This is a genomic window from Methylovulum sp. (assembly GCF_028687615.1).
Lineage (GTDB): Bacteria > Pseudomonadota > Gammaproteobacteria > Methylococcales > Methylomonadaceae > Methylovulum.
This window is the reverse complement of record NZ_JAQTZU010000027.1, coordinates 20,234-40,558: the sequence shown is the minus strand read 5'-3', so window position 1 is coordinate 40,558 and position 20,325 is coordinate 20,234. Positions and strand designations below refer to the sequence as shown.

The following is a 20,325-nucleotide window of genomic DNA, read 5'->3' as shown; positions in this document are numbered from 1 at the left end:
TAATTGGCGTTGACATTGCCAAACATAAATTCGACGTTGCCCTTGACGGGAAACAAGTTTTGACTTTCAGGTTTTTATACCCTCTGGGGCACAAGAAACCTGGACAAGCAAGGCAAACGAGGCCGGGGCGCGGTGATCGCTTTCATGGCGGCATCCGCCAGTAGTGCCTTCCCCAATCCGCGCCCTTGATACTGCTGGTCTACCGCCAGCCGTCCGATGCTGACAACGGGCATGGTCGGGGTAACGGGGCAGACGTTTAATATCCTCCGGTGGTAAATCCGGTGTGTGGACGCTGGCTGGCGCGATGGTGTAGTAAGCCGCCACTTGCCCTGTCACCGTTTCGATAGCGACAAAGCAATTCGCCACGCGGCGGCGGATGTTTTGGGTGGCTTGCGTCTGGAAATAGTGGTCAAGCGACTCTTCGCCGTAGGCGAATGCCAAACGGTCATGACCGCCATTCAAGGCGGTGAGGCGGAAAGGCGGGGCCACTCCGTACCGAACAATTCGCGGTGTTTTTCAAACGCCCGCCGCAGGGCGGCGTTCGGTTCAGGCGGGTTGATGATGCTTTCGGCAAAAAGCCGTTGGTCTTCCACCGACAGGCGGATGATCTCGGTGGCTTCGACAGTCTGCCGTGCGGCCTCGCTGGAGGCGGCGACGGCCTGATATTCTTGTTCAAGCAACACCTTCAATTCCCCAGGATCACCTTGGACGGCGTTGCAGTCCTTCATGAAATGCCTAAACCGCACGGCTTGTAAGGCGTTTATGTCGGTGAAGATAAAATCCCTTTGCGGTTCGGTTTCCTGATTGTCATCAATCTGATACACCCGCTTGGGGCGTTGGCATGATAATCGTCCAAGAGGGATTCAAAGCGTGTAGACAAATAGCGGTAGAGGATGTGCTGGTGTTGTATTTGACCAGCCACGGTTCGGAAGACCATGAATTATCGGTCAATTTTTGGCCTTTAGCCCTGAACGACATCACTCCCGAAAAACTGCGTACCCTGTTGGACGATGCCAAAATCAAATGGCGGGTCATCATCGTTTCCGCTTGTTATTCAGGTGGTTTTATCAAAGCCCTAGCAAACGACAACACTTTGGTGGCGACCGCCGCCGCAGCCGATAAAACCTCATTCGGATGTGGCACAAAATCGACATTCACTTATTTTGGCGAAGCGGTGTTCAAAGACCAGCTTGCCCATGAATTTTCTTTGGTTTCCGCCGTGCAACAAGCGCGTATCGCCATCGGCCTGCGTGAAAAACGCGAAAATATTGAAGCCTCATCGCCGCAGCTCTCCATAGGCCCGTCTATAAAAACCAAACTGGATCACTTAAGCGGGGAAATTCGGCTCCGGCATTGCGGTACAGATGATAAGAAACGAAGTCGTTAATCTATTAAGTTGTTGGTCTATTAAGTCGTTGGTCTATTAAGTCGTTGATCTATTAAGTCGTTGATCTATTAAGTCGTTGATCTATTAAGTCGTTGATCTATTTTGAATTAATCAACCATCTTCAAATTATATTTTTTCACCCGATAACGTAGCGTTTCGCGGGTCGCGCCCAAGGCACGGGCGGCGGCGGTCAGGTTGTTTTCAACCCGTTCCAGGACGGTTTTGATGATGAACCGCTCCATATCCTCCAAAGCCATGCTGCCGTCTAAAGGCAGCATCAAGGTCTCTTCGGGGACACCCTGCACTGGCTTGCTGCTTTGTTGACCCGGCAGTTGCAGCCATTGTCCCGGAAATATCGGGCCATCAGCGAACAGCACACAGCGCTCAATGACATTACGCAATTCCCTGACATTGCCGGGCCAATGATAGGCTTTGAGTTTAATCCAGACCTCATCAGGAATATCTTTCACATGCTTGCCCGCTTTGGCGTTGTATTCGGCGACAAAGATAGGCACCAGTTCATCCAAATCTTCGACCGCATCCCGCAACGGCGGCAAGATGATTCGGAACACGCTCAGGCGGTGATATAAATCATTACGGAAACTGCCGTCCTGCGCCATTTTTTCCAAATCGCGGTTACTGGCGGCGACAATTTGGACATCGACGCTGATTTCTTTCTCGCCACCTAAGCGGCGGACTTTGTGGTCTTCGATGGCTTTCAGCAATTTGGCTTGCAAATCCAGCGGCATTTCGCCGATTTCATCCATAAACAAAGTCCCGCCATCGGCTTGTTCCAGCAAACCGCGATGCCGGCCTGACGCGCCGGTAAACGCCCCCGGCTCATGCCCAAATAACTCCGATTCCAACAGCTCACGCGGCAACGCCGCGCAATTGACTTCAATCATCGGTTGTTGCGCCCTGGAACCCCCGTAATGCAGGATACGCGCCGCCAGCCCTTTGCCCGTGCCGCTTTCGCCGCCGATGATCAAGGCGCTGAACGGCACTTGCGTGAGTTTGCCTAGCATCTGCCGTATGCCTTGCGCTTGTTGGCTGTGGCCGACATAAGCGTCGGGCGAATAACGCCGGTAGCCTTGGCGGGTTTGGTCAACGACACGCCGTTGTATCGAGGCACTTCGCGCCGCGCTGGTGACGACCAGGTCCAGGCGTTCCAAATCGCAGGGTTTTTCCAGAAAATCATAAGCCCCAAGACGCAAGGCGCGAACCGAATCCGGCACACTGCCGTAACCGGTCAAAAACAGCCATTCGGCATAACCGGAATATTTTTTGGTGATTTCCATAAAATCCAGCGCATTACCGTCGGAAAGGTTCATATCCGACAGGACCAGCAAGGGTTCGAGGTTTTTTTGCGTCAACAAGGACTTGGCTTCGGCAAGCGTATCGACCAACACGACTTCCCAACCTAATTGGCGGTAATGGCGGGACAATTCCGAACCTAGTAATTTTTCATCTTCTATGATGAGTAGTGTTTCAATCATGACGCTCTCCAAGCAAACAGACTTCAGGTAGCAATACAGTAACACAGGCCCCGTGTGGTTGCTGGTTATTGAGTTTAATAATCCCGCCCAGATTTTTGACAAAACGTTGCACCATCGCCAGACCCAAACCCGTGCCGCGTTGGCGGCTGGTGCGGAAAGGCCGGATGCCGTAATCGAGCATGTCCTGGTTAAATCCCGGGCCGTTATCAAGCACATCAATGCCCAGGCCTTTACCACGGCTACCGGCATAAACCTCGATGCGGATCAAACCCGGCTGGTGTTCCAGCGCGTCGGCGGCATTCAACAGTAAATTCAATAACATTTGCCGCATCCCGCTTTCCGGCAAATAGACGTGCAACTGTTCAGGCGTGTCGATTTCCAGTTGGATGATTTCGGGTATCTGGTAACGGGTCAGCGCGGCCAAGTCGCGGATCAATGCCGCCAAATCAAAATGGCTTGCCGTTTCCGGCGTGTGCTTGCTTTGGTTGAGCATATCGGTGAGCAAGACCGCGAGGCGTTTTAGTTCGGAATTGATCAGTTCCATGCGCTCGCATTGCTGCGGGTTGTCAATTTCCCGGCGCAAGTTGTTGAACGCCATGAGTATGCCCGCCAGGGGATTGCGGATCTCATGCGCCAGTTCGGCGGCGACTTCACCGATGGCCGCGAGGCGTTCGGCGCGGGCCAGGCTATGTTGCTGCTCCAGCAAAGCTTGGGTGGCCAGCCTGACTTCACGTTGCAAGGATTGCGCATACAAACGCTTGGCTTCCTCCAGTTCCGCCAGATGGATGACCATGACGTTATAACTGCTAAAAACCGGCAACAACAAGGGATCAAGATGGTCGGTGGTGATCGGGGTAAAATTTTCTTCGGTCAAACGTTCCAGCAACTTGCTCAAGTCATTGAGCGGATGCAGGATGCGCGAATGCAGGAAACTGATCGCGCCCAGCAAAATCAGCGTAAACATCGCCAAGGCGATATACAGCTCGTTTTGGGTGGTGAAGTTGATGTCTTCCAACGATTTTTCCCGTTGCAAGGCTTCATATTCCAGGGTTTCGTCCATGATCTTAAGGGCTTGCGACAAACGCCCGGTTTTCTCCAGTTGGCCCAGTTCGGCGACGTCTTTCAACATCGTCCGAAGTTCCGCCAAATGGTTTTTGGTGGCGTCAGACAAATAGCGTTTATCCGCCATCAATTCTTCCATCTCTTCCAATGTCTTAGCCAAAACCATCGGTTGCCAGTCGCTACGATTTTCTATCAGATAGCCAATTATCGATTGATGCAAACCCACCGAAATTTTTTGGATGCGGTGGGAATAATCGACATAGGACAACACGCTTTCAAAATGATGGAAATTACGCCAAATGGTGCCGCCAAGTATGCCTATGGCCATCAACAATAGTCCCAAAAACAGCAAGGCGCGGGTTTTGGCGGGCCGGGATAAGATGGGTTTCATTGAGTTTTCCTTAAAACTGTTCAATATCTTTGTAAACCGGGCAAAACCACTACGGAATGGGCATAAGGTGATTTCGTCACTTAAAGATCTTTCAGGTTTCTTGTGTTCCGTGCGCTTTGCAATCGAGCCGCTCGCGACGCTTTTAAAACACGTTCTGACCACCACCAAAGCTGCCCTGGACCCAAAAATCCGGCTAATCAGCCGATCCAAGATATTTTAACCCACATCTTGTTTAGCCGAATAACTGGGAATAACTGGGGTCAGAGTAAACTTATATATCACTGATCCGTCCTTTCCTTCCGCCAACCGACAGGCCTACCCATTTTTTGGGCGGTCATCCGCCGACCGCTCAAATTTTCTATTTCCGCTTTAAATCGCTCGCTGTCAAGTGCCATGCCTTTGTTTACTGGGGAATTTCGATTGGACACGCGGGGGGGCAGTCTCGCCATTTGTTTTTCCCGAAGTCGATAGATATAAATATCAACAGTATAGCAGAGGTTTAAGTTTACTCTGACCCCAGTTATTTTTGACCCCAGTTATTTTAAGACAGTAATTGTTGACATTACCTGACGTAGCCTATATTCTGGCTTCAGCTTGAAATTGTTTTTACCGTTATGCTTATCTCTACGATGTTTTATCTGTATGCTCGTCCTGTTTATCATCTGTAATTCTCAAATTTCCTTGCGCCATCAGCCCCTAACAAGGCTTTATTTATTTTAATTTTTTTAAGGTTCCAACATGACAACAGGTACAGTTAAGTGGTTTAACGCAGAAAAAGGCTTCGGTTTCATTCAACAAGAAAACGGCCCTGATGTATTCGTCCATTTCCGTAACATCAACAGCTCCGGTTTTAAATCCTTGGACGAAGGCCAAAAAGTTCAGTTTAACGTCACTCAAGGTCAAAAAGGCCCACAAGCAGAAGACGTAACCCTGATCTAAAGCGATTCGACTGCAACCTGGACACTCCGGGTTGCAGTCACTCCCACCCTCCCCGCAGTATCCCTAAGCCACCAGTGCTTATCCCACATCAACGCTATTCAAACCAAACTTCCTAATTTTGATTGCCAGTGTTTCACGGTATGGCAGGTATCATTTGCATAATTTCTTCAGACAACAGCTTCACTTCACCTTCAAAAATCAACACCAAACGTCCGCGCCCATCATCCCCTGCACGGACAGGCAAGCGTTGCGGCGGATAAAGCCTGCCACCGACACCTTGTATGATCAACGGACGCCCATCATCAGGGGTGTACAGCATTCCCTTCATCCGTACCAGTGACCTGGCATAAAGCTTGGTTATCATCGCTAAAATAGCCTGTATACGCTCCCAAGGCAACGGGTCGTCAAATGACAAAGTTATGCTATTAAACTGATGGTCAAGCCTCCCTGTCGCCGTTTTTAAGCGGAAACGCTCACGATGCGGAAACAACACTGGATCATCAGACCCGATAACCCCTTGCACAGCGTGTAAACGTTTAGCAACGGGTGATAGTTTGTCCAAAACCGTATGCAATCGGGCAAGGCCTTGGTCATCTACCAAATCGGCCTGCGTCACCACCAAAGTATCCGCCCAGGCCACTTGCGCCTGCGCCTCGGGAAATCGGCTTAGCACCTCCGCACCATTCACCGCCGACACTGTCGTAACCATCCCTTCCAAACGGTAACGGGCGGACAACCAACGCTCCCGCAACAAAGTGTCCAACACCGGTTCAGGATTGGCTATGCCGCTGGTTTCGATAAAAATGCGCTCAAATGGTTTACCGTGGATTGGGTCGGACGGCCTGGCATCCCACGCCATACGCAGGTTCTTCAACAAAGGCGTTAAAGATCCTATCACTTGGCAACACAAACACCCGCCCGTCAAGATACTTAACGGCATGTTATGTTCCCTGAGCAATTGCTGGTCTATCGGTGTGCTACCGAATTCATTGATAATGACCGCCGACCTCGGCGCATGGGCTAATAAGCGGTTAAGCAAGGTAGTTTTGCCGCTACCTAGGAAACCACTGAGCAGGATGACGGGTATGCGGTTATCAGAAGCGGGGCTGTTCAATAGGGACTTTTTATTCAATGTTAAGAACGGGTTTTAAAACACGTTCTAAGGTGAAAACTGGCAGTTTTAGCCAGTCAACTTTAGCCGGGTTACAAAACAATCACCGATAGTGGACAGTGTAACTGTTCGGCCAAAGCCCGTCATTCCGATAGAAATTGCCGGAATTTAGTCGGTCGGGATATTCTTAAATTGAATAACCGTTCTAATTCGACCCGCACCGGATTTCGGACGGAGTTCAAATTCCGCCCCAATCCCAACCATCCCCCCCCGACAAAGGGTTGAAAACTTTCGTATTTTTGTTAGCGGTAAATCCCCGTCAGCCTACGCTTGAACTCTTGGGAAATTAACCTGGAATCTTGCTTGCTTTTGACGACACGTGGGGTAATCAGCACCACCAACTCATTTTTGGTGTTCTCCCTAGTCGTATTGCCAAATAACGGCCCTATCCACGGCAGTTCATGTAACCAAGGGATTCCACCTTTATTATTAGTATTGTTGTTGTCAATTAAACCGCCCAATACGATAGTCTCGCCATCCAGTACAGCAACCGAACTTTCTATCTCTTTTTTATTAATGGTCGCTGTCGTTGTAACACCCGTCGTTGGCGCGTCTGTCACCACACTACTGACGATTTGGCTGATTTCCAGAATCACCATACCATTGGCATTCACCCTAGGGGTCACCTCCAACGTGACACCGGTGTCTTTATATTGTATCTGGTTTGATTGAGCTAATGTGGCCCCACTGCTTCCACCCGCTATAGGAACGGATGTCGAGCTGGTTTGTATCGGCACCTGGTCACCGACGTTGATCTTGGCTTCCTGGTTATTCAAGACCATCAGGGAAGGCGATGAAATGATATTGACATTGCCTTTGCTGGCCTGTGCGCTTAACAAGGCGTTGACTACGCCAGAATTATACATGGCACTTAAGCCTCCACTAGCAACAGCTTCGGCTCCGGCGACGGCAATGCTGCCAAATGCTTCTTTGCCATTACCACTGCTGATGCTACTGCCTTGATGGTCTAAAAACCATTGTATCCCGTACTTCAATTTATCCGTCAATTTGACGGAGACAATCGTCGCATCAATCAACACCTGCAACGGCAAAATATCCAGTTGCTTGATCACTGGCAGTATCACCTCATATTCACGTGGCGTAGCAACAATAATCAAGGCATTATTAGTTTTGTCAGAAATAATCCTGACATCATCGACATTGGCGACGGTTGCGGTACCACCCGAACCACCAGAACTACGGCGGTTACTGCTGTCTTTTTTGGATTTTCTGCTACTGGACGCGGTTTTCGTGTCCTGTTTAGTGCTGTCTGGGTTTTTGTTGGAAATTTCCGTGGCTTTTTGTCCGGGCGACACTTTTGCAGAACGGTCCTGCTTTTGTGCGCCGGTAAAAATTTCGTTCAAGGTATCCGCCAATTCTTCGGCATCGGCATGTTGCACCTTATAGACATTGACACCGCCACCACTGGCGGTATTGGTTTTATCCAGCCGCAACACCCAGTTCTCAATATCCTGCAAATAGCGGCCTTGGTGCGTGATCGCCATCACCGCGTTCATGCGTTCAATCGGGATAAAACGGAAAAATTCCGAATCTTCGGCCTTGCCTTTGCCGATAAAGACTTCTTCCAACTCTTTTATGACCGACTCTGGATCGCTATGCACCAGCGGAAACAAGCCGAAGGAACGGCCCCTCAACACATCAATGTCAAACGTGTTGACCATGTCCATGACCCGCGCCATTTCATCCGGTGTGCCCGAGGCAACGATGATGTTACGGGTTCCGTCCACATTCAAAATAGTTTTTTCCTGGACTAATGGCTTGATGACTTCAACCATTTCATCAACCGCGACGTTCCTTACTGGAATGATCCGCGTCTGATAACCCTCCTTGCCGCCACCCGTTGAAATTTCGGACGTGAATAAAGCATCGCCTGCGGGTTCGATATGGTAAATATTGCCGTCTTTGACCAGCGCGGCGTTGTTCATGCGCAAAACCATTTCCAAAGTGGGCAGCAATTCGTCTTTAGTGAGCGGATGCGTCGTTTGCAAAGTCACTTTGCCGGCGACTTTAGGACTGAGCACATAATTCAACCCTAGACTGTCACTTAACACGGCTTTGGCAACTTCGCCAAGATCGGCGTCATCAAAATTCAGGTCGTAAGTGCCCTGTTTGCCAGAACCCGCCGGGCTTGATTGCCAACTGGCGGCGGGAGTCCCTATGTAACGGTCGGTGCCTGGATAAATTTGCGCTTTCGGGCGAACCGTATCGCTGGCTGGCTTATTTTGCAAATCCTTAAAAACGGCGGCATCTTTGGCATTCCCTGTTGGTTTGACCTCCGATGCCAACGATATCAGCTTCGTCGATTTTGGGGCTAGCAATTCACAACTGGACAGCGACAACCCCATCGCAAGCAGGCACGATGTGGTCAATATTTTTTTGGCATTATTCATTTTCAATATTCTCAATGGGCTCTTCTGGAGATTCAAGTTCTTCTTGCATCAGATCTTCCGGCTCTTCGGGTGTTTGCCCAGCTTCCGGTTGTTCACCTGGTTGCGGTGGCGGCTCTTTACCCGGTTTGGGAGGTAATTGTTTTGGCTTGGGTTTGCGTAGCAATAATTCTTTCTGCTCGTTATCCAGAATGAATATCACCCGATCTTTTTTGATTTCAGCGAGTTTCCAGCCATCCAACAGGGTGCCCACCGTGATCCGGCGAAAATTCTCTTTGCGCGTCTTTAACGGGGTGGCGTGGGTCAATAGTGCGGACAAACCCTTTTTTGAGGTATAGACACCATTCAAGAACCAATCAAACTTTATCGCCACGCTGTCCGTTTTCACCGAGTCAGGTGGCGGTTCGACGACGGGTTTCCGTCCTTCAATAAATAAGGGGCGGTTGACTAAATCGGCATAGCTTTCTTCATCTTGCGCCGAAAGGTCTATGCGGGGCATTTCATCCGTCAGGGCTTTTTTATCAATCGGTAATTGGGCATTTAGCAACTGTTGCTGGCTCAAACTGGCATAAAACCATTCACCAACAATGATCAGCAACAACACGCCGCAGATTGCGCCCAACACCGTCACCAATTTGCTGTTCATTCGGGTTGTTTTCTCATAAAACTGACTGCTTGAAAATTGACGTTAAGATCATTGCTTTGCTCAATTTTATGGGTGAGCACACTTCTACGCCCGCGCATGGGCCGGATGTCGATTTGGTCAACAATGATCAACGGTGTCGAGGTTTCGATTTTATATAACACCGCCCGCAATACATCACTGTTGCCGGTCATCCTGACCCTGACCGTGATGCGGCTGAAACCTTCTTTGACGCTGACCGGAATCGCCTGGGTGCTGCTTAATTGCCCGCCCGCATCGACGATGGTTTTTTTGATGAAGTTCTGCATTTCCGCCGAAGCCAGCGCGTCGGTTTGTTGGCTGTTGAAATAACCTTGCTCGTCATGTTGCTGCTTGATTTTATCCATGCTGGCGATCACTGCGTCCTTTTTGGCTAAAATCCGCTGGTATTGTTGCAATTTAAACAGCAGGCCTTCCTTTTCTTCATTCAGCTCCATGCCTTTGCCAGCCAATGGGACTATCAATACCGCGCCGATTAAAAGCACGACAGCCACCAGCAAACCGACCGCCAACCAACGTTCAGAATTTATCGGCTGTTTAAGGATTTTCATGCGCACCTCCCGCCTGGGTTACGTCAACGGTAATCTGGAAGCGTTCCAGTTTGCTGATGGTGTTTTGCGTTACCGGCGAAACAAAACGGGCATTGTTAAATAAATCAGACGCTTCCAGCACCCCGATCAAGGTCGATGCGGCTGGCGATTCGCCTTGGATTTGCAGATGCCCGTCTGAATATTGCAAGTAGGCCAAGGAGGTGTCGTCTTTGATCAGGCGGCTCAGTTCATTGAGCATCATCACCATTGCCGGACGCGCCCGTTTTTCGTCCAGCAATTTTTGGGTTTCATTGATGACGCTATCGACTTCCTGTTGCAATGATTTGATTTTTTTTGCATCTTTTTCGATGACTTTGACTTTTTCCGCCAGCGCGTTGACCGCTTGATATTGCAAAGCAACCGGCAAGGCCAATGAGGTAATTAATAATAAGATTGCACCAACCAGTAAAGCCGAATGGATCAAACGCGGCGTGTTGGCGGATTTTTGCCGGAACCGTTCCGGCAATAAATCATAAGCCCCGTAATCGTCATCCAAATTGTTGGCAACGCCTTGGTAATCAGCGAACAACGGTGATATGTCCATCGCTTTCAGATCTTCGCACAGGCCATCCAATAATTCCCGTGTCGTCAAAACCACCACGACTTTGATTTGCCCCGGTTCATTGTCGGTGTCGAGCACCTTGACGGCAAAATAGACTTGCCCGGCTTTGAACGGCGTGAAACGGTCCAGCTCATAGGCGACGACCTGGAGCAGGTTTTCTTTGGCGGCGGCGGGCAAGACCAGTTCCCGGTGGATGGCGTCATGTCCATTTAAACGCAGGATCACATTGGCTTTACTGAATTTTTCATCGCTGTTCAGCAAGGTTTTAAGCCGTGCGATACCGAATTCGTTACGATCCAGCGTCGCCAATGGCTCAATCTGCCCGTCCAGGACGTAGCTTAAAATCAAGTGCGAATTTTCAGGGCTGACAATAACAAATCCCCGCCGGTCATTGACCAGCCGCTTGATTTTTTCGGGTACCAAAAAACTTAGCTCCCGCCACCACCAGCGCAGAAAGCGTTTAAAATCAATATCAATGGTTGAATTCAGATTCGGCATATTCTTTTATGACCAGCTCGTTTTTTGCCTCGGCAAATAAGGATTCATTGTTGCTTGTGTAATGTTGCCATTTTAAAATCTGAAACGGTTGTTTTAGCCCCCCGCCCGCCCTGATGACGGCACTGATGACCGCGTTCGCGCCATCATCCATCTGCGCTTCACAGACGATGGTCAGCACGTCATTGTCGCCTAAGGGGGCATTTTTGGCATTGGCAATTGGTGGCGGTGGTATCGGCAGGCCCTTCAGGATGCTCTCGCGGCGGTTTTTCAAATAATCGTCTATCATGGCTAAATCGACATCAGGCAAAAGCGACAGCACTTCTTTAGTCGCTTGCTGGGCATTGACCTGCGCTTGCCCTGAATACACCGTGATTAACGGAAGCAGCCATTTATAAGTCGCCTCATCCATGCCCAACACCAGGCGCAATTCTTCAACTGTCTGGAACGGTTTATTGCTGGGTTGGTAGCTTAGTTTGGCATCCTGGTATTCTTTTTTTTCCGCGCCATCAATATGCACCAAATCGTCTTGGTCACGCCAGTCGATAATGGCGCCAATCAACCGCGCCTGCTGTTTTTCGTCGTCCGCCAAAGGCGATTGCAAGAACAGGCTTTCCAGCAATTTTTGGTCGGCTTTATTGATGTCGATTTTGCCGGTTTCCGCCAACATCCTGATACGGATTTGCCCGCCTGTCCCGCCCGTTCCGGTAAACGCGTCTTCGGTATTGATTTGGTAAATGCTGCCATCAGCCAACCAGCGTTTGTCCTGCTCAGGAACCAGCAGCATGGTGTCCGCTATGGCGATACCCGATTCCACCAAGGCCGACGCTTTCGCCGAATTTTTGATGCCTGCCACTATCGTCGCTTCCCGCCGCATGCTTAGCGCGAAACTCCCTGCCATAATCGTCAACAGGCTTAACACCCATAACACCAACACCAAGGCGAAACCACGTTGGCGTTGCCCCAAGCTCGACAGTAAGCCGGTCATTATTCAGGCTCCTGTAGGTTTTGCGGGTTTTGCGGATCTTGGGGATCTTGCCCGTTTTCTTCCACTTGCCCGTTGGCTTGGTTGCCTTCGGCATCTATTGGCGCATCCGCGACTTTTAATTCGACAATCATATCCGGCCAATAGCTGGCGTTTTCCAATTCGATGCTGACTTTGACCAATTGCGGCTGGTTTTCCCGTTGCAGCCATTGGGTCTGCCAACTGGACTCCCCACCGGTCTCATCAGGGCCAAAATAAGCCAAGGAAATGGAGCGGACATGCTTGATCAAGGCGATTTCTTCTTTGGGTAATGACTGCCCGTCAGGAACCGGCAGGAACGGCGTTATAGCGACGTTGATGACATTACCGTCATCCAGCTCTTGCAAATGCAATGAAAAAAGCTGGGCTCCGATTTTGCCGACACTGGCAGGGAACTCGCCGACAAATTGTAACGATTGTGTATCTCCCTGAAACGCCAAAGTCCTTTGTTCTTTGACGCTAAAATCATCCCATAAGGGTTTGGCGGCGGTTAAATGTTGCTGAAAAAAATGGTAAACCACGGCCACTTCATTGACATCAGCCATCTTGCTTTCGCCTTTTTCCCAGCTTTGCGCGCAAATTTTCAAACTGGCGAACAGCAAGACCACCATAATGCTCAGCAGCGTCATGGCAATCAGCACTTCCATCAGCGTAAAACCCAAGGCCGATTTTATCCGCTTCATGGCGCGGCTTCCTCTTTGTTGCGTATTTTCAGCGTGGACAACTCTAGCTTCCTGCCCTTACCAACGTCATCATCCCAACTGACAACCACATCGACTTTAAACAGCTCGGTTTTTAGTTTAAACGCATCAACATCATCGGGACTAAAACGATACGGGCTGACAACCACTTCCCATGAATATTTGTCATTGTCGCGCCCTGACACTTCCCCGGCTTGTAACGGAGTTTCTATCCCCGCCCTGACCATCAGCGATTCGCCCAATTGCACCGCGACCGTGTAATCTTCGGCAATGGCGGCGGTATTGACGCCTGCGGAAAATATTTTCAGCAAAATGCCCAGGGAAACCGCCAGTATCGAAAAGGCTATCAGGATTTCCAGCAGGGAGAAACCCTGTTGCGCCAGCTTTTTATTTTCAGCCATCATCGAAAGTGTCACTGAGTTCAGCCGCTCCGGTCAGCCAGTTGATGTCGATTTGCCATTTAGCCTTTTCATTTTCCAGCGTCACCCGCCCACCCGTTGAAGAACCATCAGGGAAAAAGCGGATATTGCCCTGCCCTTGTCCGGTCAATTCGCTTTGTGCAGTGACCACGCTCAGGCTGATGGTTTCAGGGATGTCATAAACCTTATCCCTGTGGCTGACCGTGTAGCTATTTTCTTCCAAATCAAAATTGACCGTGGTTTCTTCGTGGTTCATTAAGGCTTCGCCCCGGGCAAAACGCAATGCCGAGGCAATATCGCGCGCCGCCGCTTTAATTTCGGCGGTGTCGTGCCCGGAAGATAGGCTGATGCCGATTGCGGCAAAACCCAAAATCACAATCACCAGCACGACAATCAGTTCGATGAGCGTAAAGCCCTGGGATTTGCAACCCCGTCCCTTAGATTTTACCGCTTCCATCAGTATTCAAAACGATACGGAACGGGTAACAAACCCGTTCCGGCAGCGAATGATATAAAAGCACGGAGATTATCGGCATTATTCCCAACTAACCAGATCTTGGTCTTCGCCTTCGCCGCCTTCCTTGCCGTCTGCGCCGTAAGAATACAGATCAAATTTACCGTGCTCGCCGGGTGCGGCATAGTGGTATTCGTTTTGCCAAGGATCTAAGGGGATTTTATTTTTTTGCAGATAAGGCCCGTTCCAGCGTTTGGCGCTGTCGGGCGATTCGATCAAGGCTTTCAGGCCTTCTTCGGTGCTGGGGTAACGGCCCAAATCCAATTTGTACATATCCAAAGTGGCGGACAAATCTTCAACTTGCACTTTTGCGGCTTTGGTTTTGGATTCGCCCATGTGTTTCATGACTTGCGGGCCGACGATGCCGGCCAACATGGCGATGATCCCTAACACCACCAATAATTCTAGCAAGGTGAAGCCGGATTGGGGCTGGATTTTGGTTTTATTCATGATGTGTTCCTGTATGTAATGTGTTGATATTGTTTTATTGTCCACGACCCGTAGAGCGCGAAGCGAAAAACACGAAAAGCACGAAAAATTCAAGGCGGCCCGACCTACGATTACTTCAAAACAAAATTTCCTTGCGTTTTTTCGTGCTTTTCGTGTCGCCTAACGCGCCTACTGTTGGCTTTCGTGGACAATGTGTAAAAATTAAAACGCCAAATCATTGACGCTTAAAATCGCCAGCAAGATGGAGACGATAATCCCCGCAATCATCAAGCCTAAGGTGATAATCAACGCCGGTTCCAATAAAGCCAGCATCCGCTGGATGGCGACCCTAAGCTGTTTGTCATAAATTTTCGCCACGCGCAGCAGCATTTCTTCCAGGCGCCCGGTTTCCTCGCCCATCTTGACCATTTGCATCGCCATTTTCGGGAAGATGGCTTTTTCCTGCAAGGCATCGGACAAATGCTTGCCTTGTTTCAACTGTTCTTCGGTTTCGCCTATCGCATCGGCGATGACCAGATTATCGACGGTTTCACGGACAATCACCATCGCCGCAATGATGGAAACCCCGTTGCCCAGCAAAGTTCCCAAGGTGCGGCTGATGTTGGCGGTTTCCTTATTCAACAACACTTCACCAAACAGCGGTAATTTCAGAAACCGCCCGTCCCAGACCTTTTTACGCAACGGATCCGCCATTTGGAATTTCATGTAACTGGACACGCCGAAAAACACGCCCAGCAAGGCCCACCAATAACTTTGCAGCCATTCTGCCATACCGACGACAATTTGTGTCGATACCGGTAAATCTTTGCCCGCGCTTTCAAACATTTCGGTGAATTGCGGCACCACAAACGTCAGCATGATGAACACCGAAGCCAGCGACATGACCAGCAAAATCGCCGGATAAATCAACGCGGTGCTGACCGTGTCCTTCAATTCTTGCGAACTTTCCAGATATTCGCCCAAACGGTTCAGCACTTCGCCCAAACCGCCGCCCGCTTCGCCGGCACGGATCATATTCAGGTAAAACTTGCTGAAAATCCCCGCCTGCATTTCCAAGGCATCCGCCAAGGATGTGCCGCCTTTGACTTTTTCCAGAACCTTAGAAATCAGCTTGGTGAGCCGTTCATTGTCTTCAGTCAAATCCATCAGGACAATCAGTGACTTGTCTATCGGCAAACCCGATTCCAGCAAGGTCGCCAATTCCCCGGTGAACAGCAAAATGTCTTTTTGTGAGAGTTTGTTTTGTTTCGCACCTAAACCAAAGCCCAAAAACGAGCGGGAGCTGGCGGTGCTGACCTTGATGGGGATATAGTTTTCCGCTTGCAGCGCGGCGATTAACTGCGCCTCATCGGGCGCGTCACGCAAACCTTCCTCGGTTTCGCCCAAGGCGTTGATGGCTTTGTAAGTGAATAGCGGCATCTTACGCTTCCGAAGTCACGCGCATGACTTCTTCCAAGGTCGTCACGCCCTGCACCACCTTATCCAGGCCGTTTTCGTACAAAGTCTGCATGCCTTCGGCTACCGCCAGTTTTTGGATCGCGCCCGCTTCCTCATGCGCCAGGATCAATTTTCGGACCGGGTCGGTCATGGGCAGGAATTCGATGATCGCCATACGTCCGCGATAACCCATACCGTTACAAGCCGCACAGCCGACGGGTTTGTACAAGACAATGTCACCTTCGGGTGCGAAACGGCGCAAACGCAATTCAGCAACGACTTCGGGTGCAGGGGTGTAAGGCAATTTGCAATGAATACAAAGCTTTCTGACCAAACGCTGGGCGAGGATGCCGTTGACCGTGGAGGTGAGCAGATATTCTTCCAGCCCCATGTCCTGCAAACGGGTGACACCGCCGGCGGCATCGTTGGTATGCAGGGTGGACAACACCAAATGGCCGGTCAGCGCCGATTGCACGGCGATACGCGCGGTTTCCAAGTCGCGCATCTCACCGATCATGATCACGTCCGGGTCTTGGCGGACAATGGAGCGCAAGGCCGAAGCAAATGTGAGGCCGATTTGCGGCTTGGCTTGGATTTGGTTGATGCCTTCCATCTGGTATTCGACGGGGTCTTCGACGGTGATGATTTTCCGCGCCGAGGTGTTGAGCTGTTTCAAGGCCGCGTACATCGTGGTCGATTTACCGCTACCCGTCGGGCCGGTAATCAGGATAATGCCATGCGGCAAGGCCAGGACATCAAGGAAACGTTGCAGATGGATACCGGCAAAACCCAGTGCCTGGAAATCCAGCACGGTATTTTCCTTGTCCAGCAAACGGATAACGACGCTTTCGCCGTACATGGTCGGTATCGTGGAAACCCGCAAATCCAATTCCTTGCCGAGCATTTGCACTTTGATGCGCCCGTCTTGCGGTAGACGGCGTTCGGCGATGTTCAGTTTCGCCATGATCTTGATCCGCGAAATCACCGCCGCCGTGGATTTGACAGGTGGTGCCTCAATCTCTTGCAACACGCCGTCCACACGCAGCCTAACTTTCAAGGTCTGTTCAAATGGTTCGATGTGGATGTCCGAGGCTTTGGTCTCTATCGCCCGTTGCATAATCAGGTTCACCATTCTGATGACCGGGGCTTCACTGGCGAGGTCTTTCAGATGCTCCAAATCTTCTTCGCCTATGTCTTCCATGGTCAGGCCATCGACGATTTTGTCCATTTGTGAGCGGCCTTCGCCATACTGCACTTCCAGCGCGGTATCAATTTCTGATAACAAACCGACTTTGACGATGAGGTTCTTGCCCGTCGCCAACTTCAAAGCATCAATGGCGAACTGGTCTTCAGGATCCATCATCGTGACCGTGACCTCATGCTCATCCTGATGCAAGCCGATGACATGGAATTGTTTGAGGAAGCGTAAGGACACACTGTCCGGCAACTGCATTTCCATAGGATATTGGTCAGCAACCACTTTCTCAAACTGACCGGATTCAACAAAGGCATCGGCGACATCCGCCTCGGAACAAAGACCCAATTTGACCAGCAATTGCGGCAGACTGTCGCCCATCGCACTTTTTTTAACCCGTTCAACTTTTTTCAATTCCGAAGCCGACAGTTTACCTTTCGTTTGGAGTGCATGCAGCAGTGATTCGTAGGCCATTAGTTGATTTAGATGGTTTATAAAAATAGTGGCGATTTAAACGGGTAAGCAAGCCGCGTATTTTATCATAACAGTTTTATAAAAATGCTGTGCTAATGCCAGAACCAGACAGATGTAATTCTATTTGGTTTCTTTGCATACGGAATTACGCCAGTTTATAGCACCATAACGCCGTTGACCGTCAAATGATACGCGGCGGGCATGGTGGGCGATGGAAAATTAGGGCTACCAACTTTAAGCGGGACAAAAATACCTGGGCTAGACCTGGCAGGTTTTAAAAACCAGACAGGTCTAAAGTCCTGCGGGTACGCCTGTGGTCAGTAGCCGAAGGTGTCGCAGTGCCCCATGCGCTTTATGATATGGAGCGCAACGAAGCCTACGTCAACATTGGCACGAGCCGTGACACCAGCGAATTTTCCTGTGATTCGATTCGCCACTGGTGGTACACCTACGGAATCATCTACTATCCTCTGGCAACCTCCATTTTATTATTGATGGATGGCGGTGGCGGCAACTCCTCCAGACACTACATTTTCAAACAGGATTTGCAGGCTTTGGTGGATGAAATAGGCATTGAAATACGGATAGCGCATTATCCGCCGTACATGTCGTGTGGAATCCCATTGAGCATCGGGTATTTCCTCATATTACCCGCGAATTAGCCGGCATGATTTTAACCAGCCATCCCTTTATGAAAGAGCTAATAGAAAAGACAACAACAAAAGCGGGATTAAAGGTCTTTGCCTGTATTTTTAACAAGGTTTATGAAACGGGCAGAAAAGTTGTGGAAGGCTTTAAAGAATCCATGCGAATCGTATTTGATCAGTATCTGGGGCAATGGAATTATGTCGCCATGCCTGAGGCAACAATTTTATAAGTTGCCTAAATTATTTTAGGCTCATTCCTTATTTGTTTAGAAGAATATCCCATCAATAAGCGTCTATCTAAAAGCCTTGATGTCACTTCACGGCAAAACTCTCGCCACAGCCGCAAGTCCCTGCCACGTTCGGATTATTAAACTGGAACGCCTCGTTGATGCCTTCGCGCCGGTAATCCAGCTCGATGCCGTTGACCAACTGCAAATCCTCATCTTTGACGATGACTTTAACGCCGAAGCCTTCAAACACCCTATCGTTTTCGTCCAATTGGTCGGCATAATCGAGTGCGTAAGCGTAGCCGGAACAGCCGGATTTTCTGACACCCAGCTTTAAACCTATCCCTTTGCCGCGTTTTAGCAATTGTTTTTGGATTTGACGGGCGGCACTTTCAGTTAATGAAACAGACATAACAAACTCCTATGCTTGGCTGACCAAGTCTTTTACTACATGAATAAATTGCACTATTTCCGCTTCAGTATTGGCTATGCCCAAACTGATACGAATCGCACTTTTGGCAAGTGTCGGGTTGACACCCATCGCCATTAAAACCGGACTAGGCTGGCCGCCGCCGCTGGCGCAAGCGGAACCGCTGGATACGGCGATATTTTTTTTATCCAGCTTCATCAGCAACATCTCGCCGTCAACGCCGTCAATACCAAACTGCACGGTATTGGGCAAGCGATTGACATTTTTGGCAAACATGCTTAAGCCTGGGATCGCCTCCAGATTGGCTTCAAGCAACGTCCTTAACCCCAACAAGTGCTTGCCGCGTTCTGCCAATTCGGTTTTTGCCAATTCCGCCGCCTTACCAAAACCCACTATCGCGGCGACATTTTCCGTACCCGAACGTAAGTCTTGCTCTTGCCCGCCACCAACGATGAGCGGATTAATGGGGACGGATTTATCAAAAACCAAGGCGCCGCATCCTTTCGGGCCGTAGATTTTGTGGCTGGATAAGCTCAGCATCTGCACACCTAGTCGCTTAAATGAGACGGGGATTTTGCCAGCCGCCTGCACGGCATCGGTATGGACGATTATCCCGGATTCGCGCCATTGCCCTGCATAAGCGGCGACGTCTTGCACAACGCCCGTTTCATTATTCGCCAACATTAGCGAAACCAACGTGGGCTGGAAACCCATAAGTTGGCTGAGGGCGGCTTCGGTAAGCAAACCATTGCCGTCAACGGCAATAATTGACAGCCCATGCCCCTGGCGGGACAAACGTTTGGCTGGTTCGGTGATGGAAGGATGTTCGGTGGCGGCAATAGCCAAGCGGCAAGCTGCTGGCAGGCTTGCCAAAGCCAAATTATTGGCTTCGGTACCGCCGCTGGTGAAAATAACCGCTGCGGGATTGGCATCGACCAAGGCGGCGACTTGCTCCCGTGCCGTGTCCAGCGCACTTCTCGCCAATCGGCCATGACGGTATAAGCTGGACGGATTGCCATAGAACGATTTAAGAAACGGCAACATCGCCTCCACTACCCGCCCGTCCAGCGGGGTGGTGGCATTATGATCGAGGTAGATCATGCAAGTTCGGCACCCACCTCACTTAAGCGATGGATTTCGATGATGTGTTGCACATCTTGATCTTGGCGTTGGGCAATTTCTTGAACATGGTGTTTTTCAAGCAATTCCGCCAAGGTGATGCCTTTTAAATACTCCCTGATTTGATCGCTCAAGCCCATCCATAAATCATGCGTCAAGCAGGCCTGATGCTGTTGGCAGTTGGCTTCGCCACCGCATTTAGTGGCATCGACTTGCTCATCGACGGCGGCAATAATATCGGCGATATTAATTTCGCTAGCTTCGCCGCATAAGGTATACCCGCCGCCAGGGCCACGCACACCTTTGACCATTCCGGCACGGCGCAAACGGGCAAATAATTGTTCAAGATAAGATAACGAAATGGTTTGACGGGCGGCAATTTCCGTCAGGGTGACCGGTTTAATTTGACTGTGGAAAGCCAGATCGAGCATGGCGGTCACTGCATAGCGGCCTTTAGTGGTTAAGCGCACGGGAATATCCTTAATAAATCTAATTGAATAAGAAT

Annotated in this window: 21 protein-coding genes and 1 pseudogene; 3 read left to right on the top strand and 19 right to left on the bottom strand. The window is 50.1% G+C overall.

Going from position 1 to position 20,325, the window contains the following annotated elements; genetic code table 11:
• Positions 1-74: 74 nt before the first annotated feature.
• Entirely contained in the window at positions 75-233 is a 159-nt protein-coding gene (locus PHH59_RS16970; RefSeq protein WP_366145499.1) for a GNAT family N-acetyltransferase, read from the bottom strand.
• A gap of 225 nt (positions 234-458) precedes the next feature.
• Complete coding sequence (locus PHH59_RS14205) at positions 459-824, bottom strand: DUF1778 domain-containing protein (protein WP_300017512.1); 366 nt, start codon at positions 822-824, stop codon at positions 459-461.
• 17 nt (positions 825-841) lie between these two features.
• Between PHH59_RS14205 and PHH59_RS14200 the strand changes: the two genes are divergently transcribed.
• Positions 842-1,387, top strand: a complete 546-nt coding sequence (locus PHH59_RS14200; RefSeq protein WP_300017507.1) for a C13 family peptidase — start codon at positions 842-844, stop codon at positions 1,385-1,387.
• A 107-nt stretch (positions 1,388-1,494) separates the two neighbouring features.
• Here the strand turns inward: PHH59_RS14200 and PHH59_RS14195 are convergent, their stop codons facing one another.
• A complete protein-coding gene (locus PHH59_RS14195; RefSeq protein WP_300017504.1) occupies positions 1,495-2,883 on the bottom strand; it encodes a sigma-54 dependent transcriptional regulator in 1,389 nt (462 codons plus the stop codon).
• Entirely contained in the window at positions 2,876-4,336 is a 1,461-nt protein-coding gene (locus PHH59_RS14190; protein ID WP_300017501.1) for a HAMP domain-containing sensor histidine kinase, read from the bottom strand. The genes PHH59_RS14195 and PHH59_RS14190 overlap by 8 nt, the downstream gene beginning before the upstream one ends.
• Positions 4,337-5,074: 738 nt before the next feature.
• On the opposite strand from PHH59_RS14190, the gene PHH59_RS14185 reads away from it, so the two are divergent.
• The gene (locus PHH59_RS14185; protein WP_300017498.1) at positions 5,075-5,275 is read left to right on the top strand and encodes a cold-shock protein; all 201 of its coding nucleotides are present in this window, start codon (positions 5,075-5,077) and stop codon (positions 5,273-5,275) included.
• A 133-nt stretch (positions 5,276-5,408) separates the two neighbouring features.
• On the opposite strand, the gene PHH59_RS14180 is transcribed toward PHH59_RS14185, so the two are convergent.
• From PHH59_RS14180 to gspE, 12 genes are all read right to left on the bottom strand, one after another.
• The gene (locus PHH59_RS14180) at positions 5,409-6,407 is read right to left on the bottom strand and encodes a GTP-binding protein (protein WP_300017495.1); all 999 of its coding nucleotides are present in this window, start codon (positions 6,405-6,407) and stop codon (positions 5,409-5,411) included.
• A gap of 281 nt (positions 6,408-6,688) precedes the next feature.
• On the bottom strand, positions 6,689-8,857 hold the full coding sequence (gspD, locus tag PHH59_RS14175) for a type II secretion system secretin GspD (protein ID WP_300017493.1): 2,169 nt from the start codon (positions 8,855-8,857) through the stop codon (positions 6,689-6,691).
• Positions 8,850-9,500: a hypothetical protein gene (locus PHH59_RS14170; RefSeq protein WP_300017490.1), complete on the bottom strand. Its 651-nt coding sequence runs from the start codon at positions 9,498-9,500 to the stop codon at positions 8,850-8,852. Before PHH59_RS14170 ends, gspD begins: the two co-directional genes overlap by 8 nt.
• On the bottom strand, positions 9,497-10,087 hold the full coding sequence (gspM, locus tag PHH59_RS14165) for a type II secretion system protein GspM (RefSeq protein WP_300017486.1): 591 nt from the start codon (positions 10,085-10,087) through the stop codon (positions 9,497-9,499). Before gspM ends, PHH59_RS14170 begins: the two co-directional genes overlap by 4 nt.
• Positions 10,074-11,186 carry a PilN domain-containing protein gene (locus tag PHH59_RS14160; RefSeq protein ID WP_300017483.1) on the bottom strand — a complete coding sequence of 371 codons (1,113 nt, stop codon included), beginning with the start codon at positions 11,184-11,186 and terminating at the stop codon, positions 10,074-10,076. The genes gspM and PHH59_RS14160 overlap by 14 nt, the downstream gene beginning before the upstream one ends.
• Positions 11,161-12,171 (bottom strand): type II secretion system protein GspK, encoded by a 1,011-nt coding sequence (locus PHH59_RS14155; RefSeq protein ID WP_300017480.1) that lies wholly within the window; start codon positions 12,169-12,171, stop codon positions 11,161-11,163. The genes PHH59_RS14160 and PHH59_RS14155 overlap by 26 nt, the downstream gene beginning before the upstream one ends.
• Positions 12,171-12,890 (bottom strand): prepilin-type N-terminal cleavage/methylation domain-containing protein, encoded by a 720-nt coding sequence (locus PHH59_RS14150; protein ID WP_300017477.1) that lies wholly within the window; start codon positions 12,888-12,890, stop codon positions 12,171-12,173. Before PHH59_RS14150 ends, PHH59_RS14155 begins: the two co-directional genes overlap by 1 nt.
• Positions 12,887-13,309 carry a type II secretion system protein gene (locus PHH59_RS14145; protein WP_300017474.1) on the bottom strand — a complete coding sequence of 141 codons (423 nt, stop codon included), beginning with the start codon at positions 13,307-13,309 and terminating at the stop codon, positions 12,887-12,889. The genes PHH59_RS14150 and PHH59_RS14145 overlap by 4 nt, the downstream gene beginning before the upstream one ends.
• A complete protein-coding gene (locus tag PHH59_RS14140) occupies positions 13,302-13,784 on the bottom strand; it encodes a GspH/FimT family protein (RefSeq protein WP_300017471.1) in 483 nt (160 codons plus the stop codon). Before PHH59_RS14140 ends, PHH59_RS14145 begins: the two co-directional genes overlap by 8 nt.
• A gap of 78 nt (positions 13,785-13,862) precedes the next feature.
• On the bottom strand, positions 13,863-14,291 hold the full coding sequence (gene gspG, locus PHH59_RS14135) for a type II secretion system major pseudopilin GspG (RefSeq protein ID WP_300017468.1): 429 nt from the start codon (positions 14,289-14,291) through the stop codon (positions 13,863-13,865).
• Between the two features lie 201 nt (positions 14,292-14,492).
• Positions 14,493-15,710: a type II secretion system F family protein gene (locus PHH59_RS14130; protein ID WP_300017465.1), complete on the bottom strand. Its 1,218-nt coding sequence runs from the start codon at positions 15,708-15,710 to the stop codon at positions 14,493-14,495.
• A gap of 1 nt (position 15,711) precedes the next feature.
• Positions 15,712-17,397: a type II secretion system ATPase GspE gene (gspE, locus tag PHH59_RS14125; RefSeq protein ID WP_300017462.1), complete on the bottom strand. Its 1,686-nt coding sequence runs from the start codon at positions 17,395-17,397 to the stop codon at positions 15,712-15,714.
• Between the two features lie 359 nt (positions 17,398-17,756).
• On the opposite strand from gspE, the pseudogene PHH59_RS14120 reads away from it, so the two are divergent.
• Positions 17,757-18,274, top strand: a pseudogene (locus tag PHH59_RS14120) (ISAzo13 family transposase).
• Positions 18,275-18,356: 82 nt separating this feature from the next.
• Here the strand turns inward: PHH59_RS14120 and PHH59_RS14115 are convergent.
• The 3 genes from PHH59_RS14115 to iscR are packed head-to-tail and all read right to left on the bottom strand — an operon-like array spanning position 18,357 to position 20,290.
• Complete coding sequence (locus PHH59_RS14115) at positions 18,357-18,683, bottom strand: iron-sulfur cluster assembly accessory protein (protein ID WP_300017459.1); 327 nt, start codon at positions 18,681-18,683, stop codon at positions 18,357-18,359.
• 9 nt (positions 18,684-18,692) lie between these two features.
• Positions 18,693-19,802: a cysteine desulfurase family protein gene (locus PHH59_RS14110; RefSeq protein WP_300017456.1), complete on the bottom strand. Its 1,110-nt coding sequence runs from the start codon at positions 19,800-19,802 to the stop codon at positions 18,693-18,695.
• A complete protein-coding gene (gene iscR / locus PHH59_RS14105; RefSeq protein ID WP_300017453.1) occupies positions 19,799-20,290 on the bottom strand; it encodes a Fe-S cluster assembly transcriptional regulator IscR in 492 nt (163 codons plus the stop codon). Before iscR ends, PHH59_RS14110 begins: the two co-directional genes overlap by 4 nt.
• Between the last annotated feature and the right edge of the window lie 35 nt (positions 20,291-20,325).

What these genes read in the sequence shown, in the direction of transcription:
- PHH59_RS16970 (WP_366145499.1), bottom strand. Translation starts at nt 233, where the DNA reads ATGCCCGTTGTCAGCATCGGACGGCTGGCGGTAGACCAGCAGTATCAA.
- PHH59_RS14170 (WP_300017490.1), bottom strand. Translation starts at nt 9,500, where the DNA reads ATGAACAGCAAATTGGTGACGGTGTTGGGCGCAATCTGCGGCGTGTTG.
- PHH59_RS14200 (WP_300017507.1), top strand. Translation starts at nt 842, where the DNA reads ATGATAATCGTCCAAGAGGGATTCAAAGCGTGTAGACAAATAGCGGTA.
- PHH59_RS14145 (WP_300017474.1), bottom strand. Translation starts at nt 13,309, where the DNA reads ATGGCTGAAAATAAAAAGCTGGCGCAACAGGGTTTCTCCCTGCTGGAA.
- PHH59_RS14160 (WP_300017483.1), bottom strand. Translation starts at nt 11,186, where the DNA reads ATGCCGAATCTGAATTCAACCATTGATATTGATTTTAAACGCTTTCTG.
- PHH59_RS14115 (WP_300017459.1), bottom strand. Translation starts at nt 18,683, where the DNA reads ATGTCTGTTTCATTAACTGAAAGTGCCGCCCGTCAAATCCAAAAACAA.
- gspE (WP_300017462.1), bottom strand. Translation starts at nt 17,397, where the DNA reads ATGGCCTACGAATCACTGCTGCATGCACTCCAAACGAAAGGTAAACTG.
- PHH59_RS14190 (WP_300017501.1), bottom strand. Translation starts at nt 4,336, where the DNA reads ATGAAACCCATCTTATCCCGGCCCGCCAAAACCCGCGCCTTGCTGTTT.
- PHH59_RS14110 (WP_300017456.1), bottom strand. Translation starts at nt 19,802, where the DNA reads ATGATCTACCTCGATCATAATGCCACCACCCCGCTGGACGGGCGGGTA.
- PHH59_RS14140 (WP_300017471.1), bottom strand. Translation starts at nt 13,784, where the DNA reads ATGGAAGCGGTAAAATCTAAGGGACGGGGTTGCAAATCCCAGGGCTTT.
- PHH59_RS14155 (WP_300017480.1), bottom strand. Translation starts at nt 12,171, where the DNA reads ATGACCGGCTTACTGTCGAGCTTGGGGCAACGCCAACGTGGTTTCGCC.
- PHH59_RS14185 (WP_300017498.1), top strand. Translation starts at nt 5,075, where the DNA reads ATGACAACAGGTACAGTTAAGTGGTTTAACGCAGAAAAAGGCTTCGGT.
- gspG (WP_300017468.1), bottom strand. Translation starts at nt 14,291, where the DNA reads ATGAATAAAACCAAAATCCAGCCCCAATCCGGCTTCACCTTGCTAGAA.
- gspD (WP_300017493.1), bottom strand. Translation starts at nt 8,857, where the DNA reads ATGAATAATGCCAAAAAAATATTGACCACATCGTGCCTGCTTGCGATG.
- PHH59_RS14150 (WP_300017477.1), bottom strand. Translation starts at nt 12,890, where the DNA reads ATGAAGCGGATAAAATCGGCCTTGGGTTTTACGCTGATGGAAGTGCTG.
- PHH59_RS14195 (WP_300017504.1), bottom strand. Translation starts at nt 2,883, where the DNA reads ATGATTGAAACACTACTCATCATAGAAGATGAAAAATTACTAGGTTCG.
- gspM (WP_300017486.1), bottom strand. Translation starts at nt 10,087, where the DNA reads ATGAAAATCCTTAAACAGCCGATAAATTCTGAACGTTGGTTGGCGGTC.
- PHH59_RS14130 (WP_300017465.1), bottom strand. Translation starts at nt 15,710, where the DNA reads ATGCCGCTATTCACTTACAAAGCCATCAACGCCTTGGGCGAAACCGAG.